Genomic DNA, 17,974 nt, shown 5'->3' on the forward strand with positions numbered 1-17,974 from the left:
CGGAATTTTTTCGTCACACGCGCTATTGTGTCTTACAGGAAGATACACAATTGACAAGCCGATGGGGCGCCCAAGAATCCCTGGAGCGCCCTACTAGCCCAAGGGGGTCATGCACATGGGACGCGGACGCGCTAAGGCAAAGCAGACCAAAGTTGCACGCCAGCTCAAGTACAACTCACCCGAGATGGATATCGAGTCCCTTCAGCGGGAACTCGCTGCTCAGCAGGAGGGTGACTCCCACGACTACGAAGAGGATGATCCCTACGCCGAGTATGTCGACGAATGGGATGAGGACAACGACGACGAGCGCTAATCTTCCGCTCGCCGGCTAAATCCACAAAAGGCCTTAGGTTATTGACCTAAGGCCTTCCTCTTGTACCTAGAAGTTTGAGTGCTCGCCGTGCATGATAACGCGCGGTTCTTCGCCGTCCGCCTCGCGGACGCTGCCTAGCTCCCACGCGTCGATGTGGCGGGCGGTAAGCATGGCCAGCGCGCGGTCGCGGTCCTCCGGGTTGACGACGGCAATCATGCCCACACCCATGTTGAAGGTCTTTTCCATCTCCGCCAGCTCAACCTTGCCCATGGAAGAAATGAGCTTAAAGATCTGACCTGGATTCCACGTGGAGCGGTTAACCTCGGCGCTCAATCCCTCTGGGATGACGCGCTCCAGGTTGCCGGCCAGCCCGCCGCCCGTGACGTGGCAGAAGGTGGATACGGAGCATTCCTGCGCCAGCGCCAAGCATTCCTTGGCGTAGATGCGGGTGGGTTCCAAGAGCTCCTCGCCTAGCGGGCGGCCGAGCTCTTCCACATAACCATCTAGCGGCATGCCTGCCTGCTCCAGCAGGACGTGGCGCGCGAGCGAGTAGCCGTTGGAGTGCAGCCCGGACGAGCCCATGGCGATGAGCACATCGCCCTCGCGCACGTTGTCTGGGCCCAACACGCCATCGGCCTCAACCACGCCGACGGCGGTGGCGGAGACATCGTATTCATTCTCCCCCATCATGCCTGGGTGTTCGGCCGTCTCGCCGCCGAGCAGCGCAGCGCCTGCCTGCACGCAGCCCTCTGCGATGCCCTTGACCACCTCGGCCACCTTTTCCGGCACGACTTTGCCCACGGCGATGTAGTCCTGCAGGAATAGCGGCTCGGCGCCGCAGACGACTAGGTCATCGACGCACATGGCCACCAGATCGATGCCAATGGTGTCGTGCTTATCCATGGCCTGTGCCACGGCCAGCTTGGTGCCCACACCATCGGAGCCGGCGGCGAGGATGGGCTCCTTGTAATCGCCCAGTTTGAATAGCCCCGCAAAGCCGCCGAGGCCGCCCATGACCCCCGGGCGGGTGGCGCGCTTGGCGTGTGGGGCAAACAGGCTGACCGCGCGGTCGCCCTCTTCGATATTGACGCCGGCTGCGGCGTAGGTGTTGTCACTCATGTTTTTGAAAGTTCCTTAGAAGTTTTTATTGGGTTCCGAGCAGGGTGCGCACGGCATCGGCATTGGGGTTTCCGGCGGGAAGGCCAAGGGGGTACTCGCCGGAGAAGCAGGCGGTGCACAGCTCGGAGCGAGGCTGCTCGGTGGCGGCGACCATTTCATCGATGGAGACAAAGCCCAAAGAATCAGCGCCGATGGTCTCGCAGATGGTGGAGCAAATCTCGTCCGGATCATCGGACGGGCTGGCGTTGGCAATCAGCTCGCCGGGCGAGGCAAAGTCGATGCCATAAAAACACGGCCACTTTACCGGCGGGGAGGCGATGCGCACGTGGACCTCGGCGGCGCCAGCCTCGCGCAACATGCGGATGAGCGCGTGCTGGGTATTGCCGCGCACGATGGAATCATCCACCACGACGAGCTTTTTACCATCGATGACCTCGCGCAGCGGGTTGAGCTTTAACCGGATGCCCAGCTGACGCAGCGTCTGCGTGGGCTGAATAAAAGTGCGGCCCACATACGCATTTTTCACCAAACCGTGGGCGAAGGTGAGGCCGGATTCGCGGGCGTAGCCCACCGCGGCTGGGTTGCCGGATTCCGGCACGGGGATGACCAGGTCTGCATCCTCAACCGGGTATTCGCGAGCTAGGCGGCGGCCGATCTCCACGCGGGAGGCGTTGACGGAGCGGCCCTTGATATCGCTATCCGGGCGGGCCAGGTAGACGTATTCAAAAACGCAGCCGCTGCGCTTGGCGGGCGCGAAATTTTCAGAGCGGATGCCGGCCTCATCGATGGCAACGAGCTCGCCCGGCTCGATCTCGCGAATAAATTGCGCGCCGCAGATATCCAGCGCGCAGGTTTCGGAGGCAACGACCCAGCCCTTGGCCAGCCGGCCCAGCACCAGCGGGCGCACGCCCTGCGGGTCGCGCGCAGCGTACATGGTGTGGCCATCGGTAAAGGTCAAGCAGAATGCGCCCTTGACCCGCGGTAGGAGCTCGCGGGCGGAGTCGAAGACGGAGGTGGTCTCATCGACGCCATCGGCAAGCAGCATGGACAAGCACATCGAGTCAGAAACCGACTCCTCGTGCGGCTTAATCAGGCCGCGCTCGACGGCCTCTGCGCGCAGCTCGAGGTAATTGACCAGGTTGCCGTTGTGGCCCAGGGCAATGTCCACGCCCGTAGAGGAGGTGGAAAACATCGGCTGCACATTGGACCATTCCTTGCCGCCGGCCGTGGAATAGCGCGTGTGGCCCACCGCCACGTTGCCGGTCAAGGCAGAAAGGGTCGATTCATCGAAAATATTGGCCACCAGGCCCATGTCTTTAAAGACGACGATGCGGTCATCATCGCCCACCGCAATGCCGGCGGCTTCTTGGCCGCGGTGCTGGAGAGCAAAAAGGCCAAAGTAGGTAAGTTTGGAGACTTCCTCCCCGGGAGCCCAGACGCCAAAGACGCCACACTCTTCGCGGGGTTCCTCCTCGTTGTGATCGTCAAGGTCAGTGATACTAGGAGTATGTACTTCTACCACGGCGTTTATATTAGCGCGTTGGGCCGTCGAAAACTAACGGAATGATGGGAAGCCACTGTGCAATCTCCCCTGAACGCGACCCGGAAGCATCGACGCGACCTGTGTTTTTGACCTCGTCCCAGGCCGTGACACCGGTGGCCAAACGCAGCCAGGTCTCCGCATCCGTTTCCACCACATTGGGTGGGGTGCCGCGCGTGTGGCGGGGGCCTTCAATGCACTGCACAGCAACAAATGGGGGTACGCGCAGCTCCACCGAATGCCCCGGCGCGTCGGCCTCGAGGGTGCGGGCGGTGCGACGGACGGCATCGGCAAGCAGGGCCCTGCCTGGCTTTTGTTGCCCGTCCGGGTCCTGAATCCAATCCTTGATGGCGATTATGGCCGCGCGCGTGGCGGCGGGATCTACGGGTTTAGGCATAGCCACAGCATAGCTACTGTTATCTTATTGTTTATGTCACCTACTGACGCTGCTGCGGAAACCCAGAAGTCTCCTACCCTGACGCTGCGCTTTATGGCATCGCCAACCGATGTCACCATGGCCGGCGCCCCCGGCATCAATGGCGGGCGCGTGCTGGAATGGATCGATAAGGCCGCCTACGCCTGTGCCGTGCAGTGGTCCGGACAGTACTGCGTGACCGCCTATGTGGGCCATATCCACTTCACCCGGCCCATTCCCTCCGGGCACATCGTGGAGGTGCGCTCGCGCATCGCAATGACCGGCCGGTCCTCCATGCACATCATCAACGAGGTGCTGTCTGCCGATCCCCGCGAGGGAATTTTCACCCGCGCCTGCGATTGCCTGGTCATTTTCGTGGCCAAGGATCCCGAAAGCGATAAGACCACCCCGGTGCCCACCTTCGTGCCGGACACCGATGAGCACCTGCGCGTGGCCGAGGCCGCGAAATCCCGCATCGAGCTGCGCAAGGCCATCGAGCTGGAGATGGATAAGCAGACCTACGATGGGCCTTCCGATGCCCCACGCATGGTCAATCGCTTTTTGGCCAAGCCCACCGACGTCAACTGGGGCGGCAAGGTGCACGGCGGCACCGCAATGCAGTGGATCGATGAGGCCGGCACCGCCTGCACCATGGAGTGGTCCGGCGAGCGCACCGTCGCCGTCTATGCCGGTGGCATCCGCTTTTATAAGCCCATTTCCATCGGCGATCTCATTGAGGTCGATGCCCGCATGATGCGCACGGACCGCCGCTCCATGCAGATGTCCATCCACGTCCGCTCCGGCGATCCCCGCGGCGGCCGCGATAACCTCAACACCGCCATCCACGCCACCGTGGCCTATATTGGCCTGGACCGCGACGGGCAGCCGCTGACCGCGCGCACCTTTACCCCACAGACGGAAGAAGATATCCGCCTGGCCGAGCATGCCAATATCTTGCGCGAGCTGCGCGGCGAATATTCCCCGAAGCCGCTCATCGTGGCGCCGCACTACCAGCACGTGGATTAAATTTTCAGCACATTTTCTTGTACGCGGCGCTTCTGCCCTAGCGTGGTATTAAATAGGTAACGGAAACCACGCTAGAGAAATGAGTTGACATGTCTAACCCACGCCTGCGCCGCAGGGTGCAGTACTCCGCCGCATTAGTTGCCTCCGCGCTGCTGCTGGCCTCCTGCCAGAACCCGGCCAACCAGGAGGATAAAGATGAGGCTTCGGCTACACCGACGACTACCTCTTCTTCTACTTCCGCGGAAAAGACCTCAGAAGCATCTTCCACGGCATCGAGTTCTAGTTCCGCTACCAGCTCCAGTAGCGCCAGCAGCTCGGCCACAAGCTCTTCCGCCACTTCTGGCAAGCCGAGCGGCTCCCACGCCAAGCAGCGCTCCGATACCGAGGGACATGTGGTGGTGCTTTCTACCGGCGGCACCATCGCCAGCACCCATGATGACAAGGGCGCGGTGGTGCCCACCGTAAAGGGCTCTGCATTGGTGGACCCGCTGTACTCCGAGTTCGACAAAGACAAGCTGGAGCTTGAGGTCAAAGATATTGCCAACCTGGATTCTTCTGCGATGACCTTGGCCGATACCGATAAAATCATCACCGCCGTACAAGAGCAGCTAGAGCGCGATGACGTCGATGGCGTGATCGTCACCCACGGCACCGATTCCATGGAAGAGACCGCCATTGCGCTCGATACTTTCCACGATAGCGATAAGCCGGTGGTACTCACCGGCGCAATGCGCCCGTTCGATGACGCTGATCCAGACGGCCCAGAAAACCTCGCTACCGCGGTAGAGACCGTCACCAACCCGGACTATGCCGGCCACGGCGCATTCATCGCCTTTGGCGGCAAGGTTATCCCCGCCCGTGGCGCGTTTAAATCTGATACGGAAAAGGCCGATGGCTTTGCTACCAATAGCCAAGACAAGTTCCCAGAACGCCCCGGGCCGCTGAAGTACGCTCCGCTTGGCGATGTCCGCGTGGACATCATCGCCGCCTATCCCGGCGCCCCAGCGGATCTCATTGAGCAATCCTTGGCCAAGGGCGCGCAGGCCATCGTCATTGAGGGCATGGGCTCAGGAAATATCGGCCCCGATCTGGCTAATGCCGCAATGGAATCCGCCAAGTCCGTTCCAGTCGTACTCACTACCCGCGTGGATCACGGACCCGTCGAGGGTATCTACGGCGGCGCCGGTGGCGGTGCCACGCTTGCCGATGCCGGCGTCATCCCCTCCGGCAACCTCCGCGCACCCCAGGCCCGCATGCTGCTCGCAGCCGCAGTTGCCACGGGAACGGATGCACAGAAGCTCTTTCCAACTGCAAAATGAGGCCGTATACTTTAGCGCGACGCTGAAAGGAGGAAAGCATGGCTGAAATTTTTGACGTTGGGCAATACATAACTGAGCGCATTCCCAACGTGGACAAGCTCAAGCTGTACAAGCTGTGCTACTTCTCCCAAGGCTGGCATCTGGCGTGGACGGGCCGACCATTATTCCAAGCGGAGTTTCAAGCGTGGCGGCACGGCCCTGTTTCCCGTGAGCTGCACATTCAAACCTGGCAGGTAGCGGGGGATGAAAACCCCTGGCCAGTCCCCTATGTTCCCGGTGGTCAGTCCGACAATCTCAGCACATACGAACGCGAGGTAGTAGATAGCATCATCGCGTTTTACGGCGGAGTTGAATCAACTAAGCTTTCTGACTTGAGTCATGGCCTTGCCTGGAACGAGGCCCGCCGGGGCATCCCGAAAGACCAGAAGTCTAACGAGAAGCTCCGCACAACGACCATCCTCCAAGAATTTTCCCAAGCGATAAACTCCCACAACCCCACCCCACGACCTCCGCTACAACCAGCAGAAGTTCTTTTGCCTAATGTTGACCTCGACGGAGACGTGGATGAAATCTTATCCTCACCACTGGCCAAGGAAATCGAACAAGACTGGTGGGAGACTTTCCGGATATTGGCGGACCGATAAACAGGCATGCCGTCTGAAAAAGAAGAGCTAACGGACGAGGAAAAAGTCGCAGACTTCCTCGTCCGTGCTGCGTGTCGTTTGAATAAGCAATGCGAAAATCGAGTAGAGGGTGACAATCACGTTCACGCATACTCGGGCTACGCAGTTGATATGCCATCTCTCGAATCCGCGATTTTTGCACCCTTTCAGGTCATTATGGGCCAAGAGCGCCGCCCAGGTATATATGACCGAGCAGCCGCGTTACTAGTTCATATAGCTAAGGCGCATGCGTTTCACGATGGAAATAAACGCACTGCTCTACATTTAGCCATCTTTTATTTACGGCTGAAAGGAATTACCGTTCGTCCTACACCGAATGCAGAAGCGGGAGCAGATCTCGTTATTTCTGTTACGAGTTCTGAAGAAGATTTGGATGCCCTCGTGGACTATGTCAGCACCACATTAGTAAAGTGGACAACGCTCAATCGGGACTAGGCTATTTATTTCTAATTCCTCACGGGAGATCAAATATCCTGCCTTCCTGCCGCTGCACGCTCAAAAGTCTAAGGCACACCGCACGAAAAGTACCGGAAGCGGGCCCAAAAGGATTAGCCATTGGGGCTAATGCAACCCAGTTTTAAAAACACGAACTATACATATCTGGGTCAGCGAATTTTAAGGTGACCCTGCAGAGAGAAATCGCCCGATTCTTCAGAACATGAACTGCGAGCTAGGCAGCGCCAACGACCACTTGCCATACCGCCACGAGGTGAACCACTGCCGCCGCGATGGTCGCGGTGTGGAAGTGCTCGTGATAGCCGTAGTAGCGCGCATTGCGCCCAGGCCACTTAAAGCCATAGACCAGCGCACCTACGGAGTAAACCACCCCGCCGGCCAGTAGTAGCCAGACCACTGCTGCGCCGGCATCACTCCACAGCGTGGGTAGTAGAGGCAGCACCAACCAGCCCAATGCCAGGTAAACCACAACGTCGAGCCACCGTGGGTGCTCAATCCACACCAAGTTCAAAATCACGCCCAAGATAGCGCCCGCCCACGCAATGGCCAGCATCCAGGCGGCCTGCGCTGGGGATAACGCAATCAAACACAACGGGGTGTACGTGGCGGCAATGAATACCGCAATCGTGGCGTGGTCCGCTCGCCGCCACCACTGCACCGCCCGGGGACTAGCCCACGGGTAGCGGTGGTAGAGCGCCGAGACGCCAAAAAGCCCCACCAGTCCTAGACCATAGACGGTAACGCCCAGGCCCTGCCACCAATGGAGCGTCATCCACGCATACGTGATGAGCACGGTAGAGGCGATCACCGATAGCAACGCCGCCAGCGCATGCCCCCATCCACGGGTCAGCGGCCGCTCGCCGCGATCCGCCATCCAATAGGTGCGCTGCACCAAGCCTTCTTTCAAGGGATGCTCCCCCGCCTCTTTTGTTCCTTCAGCATGTATCTGAGCCACAGCGATACTTCTTTCTCCCACCAGAGCTAAGTTACGTTACCGTAAGTCTACTGAGAGGAGTAAAGAGCTTCAAGAGACAGTGGCGAGCATTTTAAGCGATGCACCCCACCGGCCCGACTTTCTGCAACTGGTTAGTTCTGAGCATCCAAACTTTCGATGACGACGTCCTCTCCATCACCGTCACCACGCAAGTGCACGCCCCACTCCACAACTTTGCCTGCGCCATTTACAGCCTCATGCGGGGAGTTAAAGGCTAGAGCCAACCCTACTTCTCCCTTGTCCCAACGCGGCGGAGTGTAGGTGCCATCACGTTCGCTTTGTGCAACCTCGTCCTGGTTCCGATCATCAAATAACGTAACGAGAACAGCTCCACGCTTCTTCGCATCAAAAGAGTCTAAATCAAATGGCTCTTTCCCCTTGATCTTTTTAAATTCTCCACGAAGGAATTGTGCGTTTTCTGCCATGTCAATAAACCGCGGGGTAAGAACGGACTTACCGCTAGCCACGCTTTGCATAATGTACGTATTCTTTCGGTCAGTACCGGTAATGTCATGGCGTTCTTCACGGCGACTACGCTTTACAAGCGGCACTGGAAACGGCACACCTGGAACCTCAACGGTTTTGGGATTTTGCGACAAGATTGGCAACATAACTGCTACTTCACGAAAATCAGAACCCGAAACACTTGCGTGTTTGCCGTCCCCCATCAATCCGCGAAGATAGCGGACATGCGGGGCAACGATGTTCCCTTTGTAGTTCGATCCTTCGTACCACTGCATGGTCTCCAAAAGATCCACGAAGGCATCGGCCGCGATAATTCCTACATGGAAGTTTTTGTAGCCCGCGTGTGCAAAGGGGTTACCACTTCTCAAACCTTCCAAGCGGAAATACGCCATTTTCGCAATATTTGAGTCGAGGCTCTGCAACAAAGGTATACCGACTTGTTGGAAATTCCATTTCAAGGCCTTTCTCTCTTGACGGTCAGGAATGGAGTTCAACTCCACTACATTTGGCGCAGCCGCAGTAGAACGAATATAAGCGTTAAACATTTTATTCGAACTTGTGGGCTTTAAGTCCGGCAACGATTGACGGACCAAAGGAGCAATACGGCTCGGGGTCAGACGCTTATCAGGGTCTTGAGGCTCTTCTGCATAAATCTTGATATTGTCGCGGAAAACCTCTTCATCATGCATCGCCGCCTCAAAAAGCTCCACGAGATCGTCAGGCGCATAAAGACGAACTAGGTCTTGATAACCCTTTCGGAAGCCAAACCAACGTCCAGTCTGCATCAGAGTATCCGCACTTCCCGCGCGCCGGCGGAAATAAGAAATCGTCAGACCCTCAACTGTATAGCCACGAGAAAGCTTTGCTCCTCCGACAAGAATCTTCCATACACGGCCAGATTCAAAGTTTGGGCTTTGCTTGCCTTCAGTATCGACCTGCAAAATTGGTGACTCTCCAGATTGAACCCCTACCATCATTTCTGCATAGGCTTCATTGATATACGGCAGGAGTTCTTCATAGGTCTGTGGGACCGCGAACCCTTCCCTGTAGCGCTCGATATTCATAACATCGAGAAGATCATTTTCAAATAGTCGCTTCATTTCTGGAATTGGTCGCGCAAGATTATATCCGCGCTCTCGCCAAATTTTTTCCAGTATTTTCTTTCCATCTCCGTGGATCGCAGTACCCGTGCCCTCGTGCACCAGCATGGTGTGATGCTTAAACGTATGACCTGGATGCTTAGCTTCCCGGAATTTCTTAATCGCACCGGTTAAGACAAACATGTCAAGGGCTTCTTTTAGTTCTTCCGCCCGCTCTTGTTCAAATACATCATCATCTAGACCTCTAGAATCAACGATGTCCCGAATAAACGCCTTACTCTGGGAGTTTTCACGAGTCGCTTCCTCTGGGGCATCGGCAAAGTCCATGCGGTCATGGAACCACTTCGCACCGCGATACGCAGGCGGCTCGTTAAGCATCAAAACAAAATTTCGCGGGTAAAGATCTACCGGATCGGAAGGATCAACAAAGACGTTAGCGAAGGGCGTGGCCGTATAACCGACATACTGCGCGCGAGGACAGTTACCGAGAAGTTCAGTGATCTGCTCATTAACTGCAGTACGCTCACGTTCTTCTTTAGGCTCTTCCTTCTTTTGCTTTTTGGTATTGATAGACGCCTGATCGGACTCGTCATCGATAACCAAGACCGGCAAATGCTTCAAGTCCTCATTAAGACGGGCCGCACGCCGCAAATCAGAATTAAGGTTCTTAAGTACGGAGGAATTCTTCTTGACCACCGCAACCAGACAAGGCATGTTATCCAGGTTGTCTGGATGATGCACGGGCTTCGATTTATCCGGGCGTTCAATTTCAATTGCGCTAGTACCAGTCCTGCGGTAATCACGAACTGAAGTCGTCACGCGCTTAATACGCGGAAACCCCTTGGAGCCATATGCAGGACCATGACTCAGGAACGCGCCACCATTCTGTTCCCAGTCACGATCCCATTCTTCGTCACCATTGAAATAAGTCTCATCTTTGCGTTCTTTTGCAGTGAGGTTTTCTTCATCGAGGCCGCTCAGCACCGACTCTTTGCCGCACAACTCTTTATCCAAACGGCGTTGTGTTTGATCACGCAGATTGTCCATCGTGCCGGCAAGAATGATGATGAACCTGTAACCAGCGTCAATAGCTTTCGCAGTAACAGCGGTAAAGTTTGCAGTCTTGCCGCTTTGGACGTAACCAACCACCAGGCCGCGAGAAGACACATAGTGTGGCTTTTTAGGATCTTCTATGCGTCGAATAACCTCGGTAGCCTGCGTACCCACGGTTTCGATAGATTCAGCATCCCAGCGATTTCTACTGAGCACCTTGCGATAATCATCCCAGTAATGAGTATTTTCTTGCTGCCTTTCCGGCGTATACCACTCAGTGAAGTCTTCTTCGACAATGACCGCAGGCTCGGGCTCAGGCATACGCCGCTCCAATGCTGGAGCAAAGTCAGACAGCCCTAGCTGCTCAATAACCCATTGCAGCCGCTCTTTACTTTCAGAAGGCGTCTGGGTCTCTGGTTTCAGAATGGCTTCATCAGCATTCTTGGCCGCGACAATGAAGGTTATTAGGGGCTGGATATCGTTATCGTCGGCTTCCTCGATGTATTTAAGTATCGAAGCAGCATTAATGTCCATCCCTTCCATCAATTTGAGCCTGTCCTGCAACGAGGCGTAAAGCTTTAAATCCGATGGATTAAGAACGTTGCTTATAGCTTCCTTAAGGGGCTGAAAGCCTACTGTCTGACTATCGTGACTGCTGGTCAAGAGATTTTCTCCTTAGGTTCGTGCATCTTTATTAATGCTTGGCACAGGAAATAATGTGCCTCACATCAACTGAGCCCTACAGTACAGCGTCACACAGACACACGCTGATAGATTCGACCCTATAACAAACACCCGTTCGATTGGTGGAGTCAGTCGTTCCTTAGGCGTAGGTTTTCTTGGCGCTCCTGCTCTCTGGCGGCGATCGTAAGCAGCTCAGCCCACAAGGAAGCGTTTGCCTTGGATTTTCTTGTCTGCTTCGAAGTAGCAACATCATTGAACAGCAGATATAGAAGCGTTTTTAATAATGGTGCATCGTTGAGCGAGCCTCTGCCGGGGTTTACCATCTTTCGATATTTCTGATTGATCTTGATAGTGCTATCCCGCGGAGAAACCTCTACGAACTTATCGCCTTCCAGTTTTGTCCACACAACATTGACTGGGTCGCCCTTTTTTAAATTTGCCTCATCCTCGATCAATTCTTTGATGACCGGAGCAATTCCTTGCCCTGCCTCCGCCAGCACATCCGGGTTGCCAGATTTCTTATTGGAATTTCGGAGGACTGCGATGGCATCGCTACATACCGCATCAAAATTCTTTTCCGGCTCTCCACATACTCTTAGCCCATCGATAAATCGGTGAAATCCCTCGCCTAATCTCACGGACCCTTTTTGCGGACTAATAGTGATGTACTCATTGATCACTCGTGGATCGTCAATGACCACCCGGAGCAATTTATAGTCTTTTCGGGGTTCCTGAAATCCGCACCACCCGCCCTGGGTAATCAAGCGGTCTGCGATATATATGTAAAAGCCCTGATGACCTAGCTCATCCTTGCCTTCCAATATAAATTCATCCGACTTGGACCTGTTATTCCAGATGTGCGCCGTCACCCCAGGACTATCTTCTCGTCCATGTTCAGTTAAATGTAGGGGATATAAGCGGTCACCTGATTTCCGGTAGCCGCATGGGTCAATGGGTTTGATGGACGGGGCAGGCACTGGATCAAATGCGTCATAAAGCATAAAAATTTTAATACTTACCCGATTGTCCTGGAGGAAACGGTGATAGCGGATCCCTAGGTGGCGACGCAGTTTCTCAATTGTGCCAGACAAGAAAGCATCAGCTTCCCGTGTGTCACTCCCCTCATAAATTCCGGTCAGGTCATTCCAGAGAATAGAGGTACCTCGCTTGAGATCAACGAGCCGGTCTCTTAGGTTCCACGCCGCAGTTGTTGCTTGCTGCTTTAATACATCAGCAGTGAAGCTTTCCTTGTGTAACTGAACCCCTGCTGGAAATTGCCCTTTCACTCGAGAAAGCACTGTGACGGTATCGGCATTCGCATACGAACCTTCCTTTAGACCCATTCCGTAGATACCGATATTGCTGTGTGATTGAGACTCATGCCCTCCCAGCCTTAAGACACGTTCCATGGTTGCCGCATCCATGCCACGACCATCATCATGCACCGCAATTTGGGTCAGCTTATTTCCATCAACGTGGAAGACAATGCAAATATTCTCTGCCTTTGCGTCAATGGAATTGTCCACTAGCTCATCGATGCCCGAGCAAATATCGTGATTGGCTCCCAGCGCATGCTGAATAGATTCAGTCGGAGCCAAGTGGATAGTCTTTTCAATTTCAAAAGAACTCTTACTCTGTGTCACTTATTAGCCAGACCTATTCCTCAATCTCCAGCCCATCAACAATTCGCACGGTTTCCATCGCCACGCGCGTGACCTTGCCAATCAAGTCGACGATATAGCGCGGGTTGCCTACTTCATCGGCCCAGTCATTCGGGTCATTCGTAATTCCGGAATCTTTGTCCCTTTTTTCCTGGTACCGGTCAATCAACCAGGCCACTGCCGAGCGTGAGCCCAGCATGTACTGGTCCGCTTCCGCCGGAATACCTGAAATGGTCACTTGCTTGTTGTAGATCAGCTTCGTCACGTCATTGATGTTCTTGCCTGTTTCCGGATCCTTGCGCTTGGCCCACTTCATCTTGTGCACGCGCCAAGTCTCGCGGTCAGACTCATCACCCTTGACCTGAATATCCAACGGCCACGGTTCTACGGATTCGTAGTCCACGTGCAGTGCCATCAGTTCTTTGCCGGCCGCAGCAAACTTATCGAACTCCGCACGCGAAGACGGCGTTTCAATATGCGGCAACATCTTCTTCAAATCCGCCGCGTACTGAGTACGGTAAGCAGGGTCATGCAGCTTGCCATAGACAAAGTGGAAGATATCATCACCAGAGACATCACTCCCCAGTGTATCCCGGTAAATCTGCTTAATCTCATCCGTGATGTTGTCCACGCGCACATACCCGTCAACGACTTCTCCGATCTGGCCGTAGACGCTGGCTTCCCTTTGCTTGCCGATGTTCCCCTCACTGAACAGTCCTCTATCCTCAGGATCCGCTGGGCTCCAAGTGAAGCGTGGGAAAAATTGAGATCCTTCTGAACCATAAAAATTCAGATCCGGAACTTCGTCTACTGCGAACATCGTGTACGGTTTATTCGCTCCGACAGCGGGCTGTAGGAATCCAACATTAAGCTGTTTCGGCGTCGGAAACGTGGAAGGCAACTGATAAGTCATGTCATTGAGCTTTTTCTCAAAATAAACACACTGCTGAGTGAACGGGCGATACGATGCTCGGTAAATGCGTTTCCCGTTGACCGAAATATCGGTATCTTTTGCAGCATAATTTTTGAGGGTTCGGTTCCAAGAGATCTTTGTTGTATCTGCATATTTTGGGTTCTCTTGTAAGAATTCAGTGACTTCCGCTTCTCGCGGTTTAGTACTACCTCTATTGTTCAACCACTCGTGGAACTCGCCTGTAGCCTCTGCGTATGTTGCTGTGAGACGCTCCACTTGTGCAATCAGCTGATCGACAGTCGGAGCATATGCCCAAGAATCGCGTCCAGTCTTCAGTCCAGCAGAAAACACTGTGAAGAACTTTATTGAATTACCTTTCTTTTCACCTATTGCTGGCCAAGTTTCGAACTCCTCTGACCGTTGGTTTAGCCAATCACCATCTTTATTTGGTTCGATCGTACGCCAGGTAAGGTCCTCGATGGATGCACTCGTAATTGCTCCTAATTTCTCATCCTTAGATGAATAGTCTGGTAACTCGGCGTAGTGCAAATCAAACCTTTGCTTGGATTCGTCTTTAATTCCTAAAGCAATGGAGACTCCGACGCGAATGTCGAAGACATTGCCACCTTCACGCTTCGCTTGTTTACCAGCCACAAGTGAATTTCCTCGTAAATTGAAGACATAGAGGTCCGTAAAGTCCTCTGCTAGGGACAAACGAACTCCGGCACCAGAGTTTCCGTCAATCCACCCATTATTCGTCACGAACGCAACCACGCCCTGGTCACCGATACGGTCGGTGGCCCATCGGAAAGCGCGCAGGTAGGAGTCGTACAAGGAGTTCTTGTTCGTGGCCGTGGACTTGGCCACATAGGTATCCGCAATGCGTTTATCCAGGCTGGGGTACTTCTGGTTGGCATTGAAATCATTCGCGGATTTTTGTCCCGCAGAATACGGCGGATTGCCAATCACGACGTTGATGGGCGCGTTCTTCTGACGCTCGATGGTGGCGTTATTTTCGCGGAAGATGTTGAGGTCTGGAATATCGCCTTCTTCGTGGACCTGGAAGGTATCGGCAAGCGCGATATTCGTGAACGGCACGTATTCCGGAGCCGGCTCGTCGTTGCGCTGCGCGGCCTCCTCACGCAGGGCGTTGTAAGTAGTCTCGATATTAACGGCAGAGACGTAGTACGCCAGCAGCATGATCTCGGTGGCGAATAGTTCATTGGCATATTTGCGCGCCAAGTCTTCCGGCTTGATGAGGCCAGACTGCAGCAGGCGCACCATGAATGTCGAGGTACCGGCGAAGGGATCGAGGATGCTCACACCTTCATCACTAAGCCCCTTGCCAAAGTGCTTGCGGGAAACCTCATCTGCTGCGCGCAGGATGAAGTCCACGATTTCCACCGGGGTATAGACAATGCCGAGGGCCTCTGCCTGCTTCTTAAAGGCCTTGCGGAAGAAGCGCTCGTAGAGTTCCTTAATCACTTGCTGCTTACCGGAAGCAGACGTCACCTCAGAGGCACGAACGCGCACGGATTCGTAGAACTTTTCCAGCGATTCGGTTTCCGTGTCCAGGTTGGCCTTGGATAGGGCCGCCACCATCTTCTCCATGACCTGGGCTACCGGGTTATGGGTAATGAAGTCATGGTTTTCAAAGAGGGCGTTGAACACCGGTGCAGTAATCAGGTGTTGCGAGAGCATAGAGATGGCATCATCAGCCGAAATGCCATCGTTCAAGTTATTGCGCAGGCCCTCAACGAACTCATCGAATTCTTGGCGCAGGTCTTCGTCGGCATTTTCTACCAGTGCGGTAATGCGGGTGATTTGGTTTTCTGCAATAGTGGCAACGTCATCGGCCCAGTCCTCCCAATAGGTGCGGGTCCCAACCTTATCCACCAGTTTGGTGTAGATGGCCTCTTGCCATTGCTCCAAAGAGAACAAGGCAATCTGCTGAGTCATCGCGGAAGAATCTTCAAAAGCCTCAGTGGACTTGGTACGTTCCGCATCCTCCAGCTTTTCTTTATCGCTTTTCTCCTCTTCCCCAGAGACATGGTTGACATCAATAGGCAGTTCTTCTTGTGCATTGGCTCCATTGAGCGCGATGGAATTGATCTTGGCGTTAAAGCGATCATCGTGCGCACGCAGCGCGTTAAGAATCTGCCAAACCACCTTGAAGCGCTGGTTATCATTGAGCGCCTCCGAGGGCGAGACATCTTGCGCGACGGCGACCGGCAAGATGATGTATCCGTAGTCCTTGCCCGCAGATTTACGCATTACACGGCCCACGGATTGGACCACATCCACCATGGAATTGCGCGGGTTGAAAAAGATCACCGAGTCCAGTGCAGGCACATCCACGCCTTCCGAAAGGCACCGCGCGTTAGTCAGTATCCGGGCTTCGTTTTCTGCCGCAGGTGATTCGATCCAAGACAGCTTGGTGCCGCGCTCCATGGCGTTCATGCCGCCATCAACATGCTGGGCAGCGACTTGAAGATCAACGTTGGTCAAGGAGATATCATTTAGCGCCGCCTTATCCTTCAGCAGCTCCTGGTGAGTCCTAATCAGGGAAGGAAAGCTTTCCGCAATCTGAGTAGAGGTCTTAATATCCTTGGCAAAGGCCACCGCGCGCTGCATGGGGTTGGCGTTTTCATCGAATCCACCCTTCTTTCCTTGCAGCTCACCAGAGCGCTTGGCCAAGCCATTCCACGCACCGATCATGGCGGAGGCAAGCGAGAGGTTGATCTGATTGTCTTCGCTATGGGCCATGGCGTTGGCAGCCACGGATTCATCAACGGTCATGACCAAGACCTTGTAATCCGTCAGCAGACCCTTGTCCACGGCCTCGCCAAAGCCCAGCCGGTAGAACTCGGGGCCATAAATGCCCTCATCATCCATGGAAGTGAGCTCGGCAGAGTGCTCTGCGGCCTTGCCTTTTACGGCGTCATCGAAAAGCCGCGGCGTTGCAGTCATGTACAAACGCTTAGAGGCCTTGATGTAGTCCGCGTCGTGCACGCGCACGAAGTTACTGGAATCCTCGCCGGCCAGGGTGATGCCGGTGGTGCGGTGGGCCTCATCACAAATAACAAGGTCAAAGTCATCTAGGCCATGCTGCTGTGCCTCGTGCACTGCTGGCAAGGATTGATAGGTGGAAAAGACAATATTGAGCCCCTTGGCGCGCTTTCCAGACGCAAAACGCCGCGCAATATCCGCGCCCTCAGTAGAGACGGGGACTTCCAAGTCATAGACCGCAATGTCTTCGGCCTTCTTAGATACCTTCGAGTCCGAGCACACCGCGAAGGCGCGCATATCGAGGCGCCCCTGCGCCGTCCATTCCTTCAGCGTCTGCGAAAGCAGTGAAATAGAAGGAACCAGGAACAGGATGCGCGCCTTGCCTCCCCTATCTTCTGCCACGCGCTCTGCGAGGCGCAGCGCAGTAAACGTCTTGCCGGTACCGCAGGCCATGATGAGCTTGCCGCGGTCATGCGTCTGAAATCCCTCGATGGCCTTGTCGATGGCCGTTTGCTGGTGCGGGCGCGGCTCAAAGGTCTTGCGCTGCGAGAGGTTGATTTGAATGTTTTTATCCTGCACCTCGGAGCCTGGGAAGGCGACGTCCCAGTTAATGGGCGATTCCGCGATGGCAGAAATACCAATGCGGCTGGTGGGGATAATCTGGTTGGCCAATGCTTCCTCGGCGTGCGAGGACCAGTGATCCGTGGTGGAAATGATCATCCGGCTGCCGAAATGCTCGCGGCCATGTTCCGTTTCAAAGGAATGCCCCGAGGCCTCAAAGAAAGAGTCCAGATGCGATTTCTGGATGCGGGCAGTGGACGCATAGAACTTGCACTGGATAGCGGTCCACGTCCCGTCATCGCGGCGGCGAGCTACCAAGTCAATCCCGGTATCGGCCTTGCCACCGTTATAGCGCCAGTCAGTCCACCGGCTGACCTCATCAAACTGTGCCTTGAGAGTGGGATCAGTCTGAAAATAATTGACCATCAGCTTTTCAAAAGCGATACCATACTTCGCCTTTGGTTGGTTTTCGCGCAGCTGTTCCAGGACCTCAGAGAACTTTGACATAGGAACATTATGCCTGATGAATGTTGCGGTTTCTCGATGTCTGCGATATTGCGCAGGCCGCGCCGTCATGACATGGCGGCCTGGAACGGGAAGAAGCCCGATCCCTGTCATCGCCTCACGTAGGAGTATATTTATTCATTGGGATCCTGTTCGGAT

At 54.8% G+C, this 17,974-nt stretch carries 12 protein-coding genes; 5 read left to right on the forward strand and 7 right to left on the reverse strand.

Features of this window, described 5'->3' with window-relative positions; genetic code table 11:
• Window positions 1-115 precede the first annotated feature (115 nt).
• Entirely contained in the window at window positions 116-313 is a 198-nt protein-coding gene (locus ACP8IT_RS09860; RefSeq protein WP_023023830.1) for a DUF3073 domain-containing protein, read from the forward strand.
• Window positions 314-379: 66 nt separating this feature from the next.
• On the opposite strand, the gene purM is transcribed toward ACP8IT_RS09860, so the two are convergent.
• Genes purM through ACP8IT_RS09875 form a run of 3 tightly spaced genes read right to left on the reverse strand, consistent with a single transcriptional unit; the run spans window position 380 to window position 3,369 of the window.
• Window positions 380-1,432, reverse strand: coding sequence for a phosphoribosylformylglycinamidine cyclo-ligase (gene purM / locus ACP8IT_RS09865; protein WP_490289991.1), 1,053 nt, complete (start codon window positions 1,430-1,432; stop codon window positions 380-382).
• Between the two features lie 25 nt (window positions 1,433-1,457).
• Complete coding sequence (gene purF / locus ACP8IT_RS09870) at window positions 1,458-2,954, reverse strand: amidophosphoribosyltransferase (RefSeq protein WP_005284635.1); 1,497 nt, start codon at window positions 2,952-2,954, stop codon at window positions 1,458-1,460.
• A 10-nt stretch (window positions 2,955-2,964) separates the two neighbouring features.
• Window positions 2,965-3,369, reverse strand: a complete 405-nt coding sequence (locus tag ACP8IT_RS09875) for a sterol carrier family protein (protein WP_490289992.1) — start codon at window positions 3,367-3,369, stop codon at window positions 2,965-2,967.
• A 33-nt stretch (window positions 3,370-3,402) separates the two neighbouring features.
• Between ACP8IT_RS09875 and ACP8IT_RS09880 the strand changes: the two genes are divergently transcribed.
• From ACP8IT_RS09880 to ACP8IT_RS09895, 4 genes are all read left to right on the forward strand, one after another.
• Window positions 3,403-4,413 (forward strand): acyl-CoA thioesterase, encoded by a 1,011-nt coding sequence (locus tag ACP8IT_RS09880; RefSeq protein WP_278723179.1) that lies wholly within the window; start codon window positions 3,403-3,405, stop codon window positions 4,411-4,413.
• A gap of 89 nt (window positions 4,414-4,502) precedes the next feature.
• Window positions 4,503-5,732 carry an asparaginase gene (locus tag ACP8IT_RS09885; RefSeq protein WP_490289993.1) on the forward strand — a complete coding sequence of 410 codons (1,230 nt, stop codon included), beginning with the start codon at window positions 4,503-4,505 and terminating at the stop codon, window positions 5,730-5,732.
• Between the two features lie 38 nt (window positions 5,733-5,770).
• A complete protein-coding gene (locus ACP8IT_RS09890; protein WP_490289994.1) occupies window positions 5,771-6,376 on the forward strand; it encodes a Panacea domain-containing protein in 606 nt (201 codons plus the stop codon).
• Window positions 6,377-6,382: 6 nt separating this feature from the next.
• Window positions 6,383-6,850, forward strand: a complete 468-nt coding sequence (locus tag ACP8IT_RS09895) for a type II toxin-antitoxin system death-on-curing family toxin (RefSeq protein WP_490289995.1) — start codon at window positions 6,383-6,385, stop codon at window positions 6,848-6,850.
• A gap of 235 nt (window positions 6,851-7,085) precedes the next feature.
• Here the strand turns inward: ACP8IT_RS09895 and trhA are convergent, their stop codons facing one another.
• The 4 genes from trhA to ACP8IT_RS09915 form a co-directional block, all read right to left on the reverse strand.
• Window positions 7,086-7,745 carry a PAQR family membrane homeostasis protein TrhA gene (trhA, locus tag ACP8IT_RS09900; protein WP_284850217.1) on the reverse strand — a complete coding sequence of 220 codons (660 nt, stop codon included), beginning with the start codon at window positions 7,743-7,745 and terminating at the stop codon, window positions 7,086-7,088.
• Window positions 7,746-7,957: 212 nt separating this feature from the next.
• Window positions 7,958-11,146 (reverse strand): Z1 domain-containing protein, encoded by a 3,189-nt coding sequence (locus tag ACP8IT_RS09905; RefSeq protein WP_490289996.1) that lies wholly within the window; start codon window positions 11,144-11,146, stop codon window positions 7,958-7,960.
• A 149-nt stretch (window positions 11,147-11,295) separates the two neighbouring features.
• Window positions 11,296-12,810 (reverse strand): ATP-binding protein, encoded by a 1,515-nt coding sequence (locus ACP8IT_RS09910; RefSeq protein WP_490289997.1) that lies wholly within the window; start codon window positions 12,808-12,810, stop codon window positions 11,296-11,298.
• 13 nt (window positions 12,811-12,823) lie between these two features.
• The gene (locus tag ACP8IT_RS09915; RefSeq protein ID WP_490289998.1) at window positions 12,824-17,818 is read right to left on the reverse strand and encodes a DEAD/DEAH box helicase; all 4,995 of its coding nucleotides are present in this window, start codon (window positions 17,816-17,818) and stop codon (window positions 12,824-12,826) included.
• Between the last annotated feature and the right edge of the window lie 156 nt (window positions 17,819-17,974).

The sequence above is a fragment of the Corynebacterium sp. LaCa_23 genome (assembly GCF_058182375.1).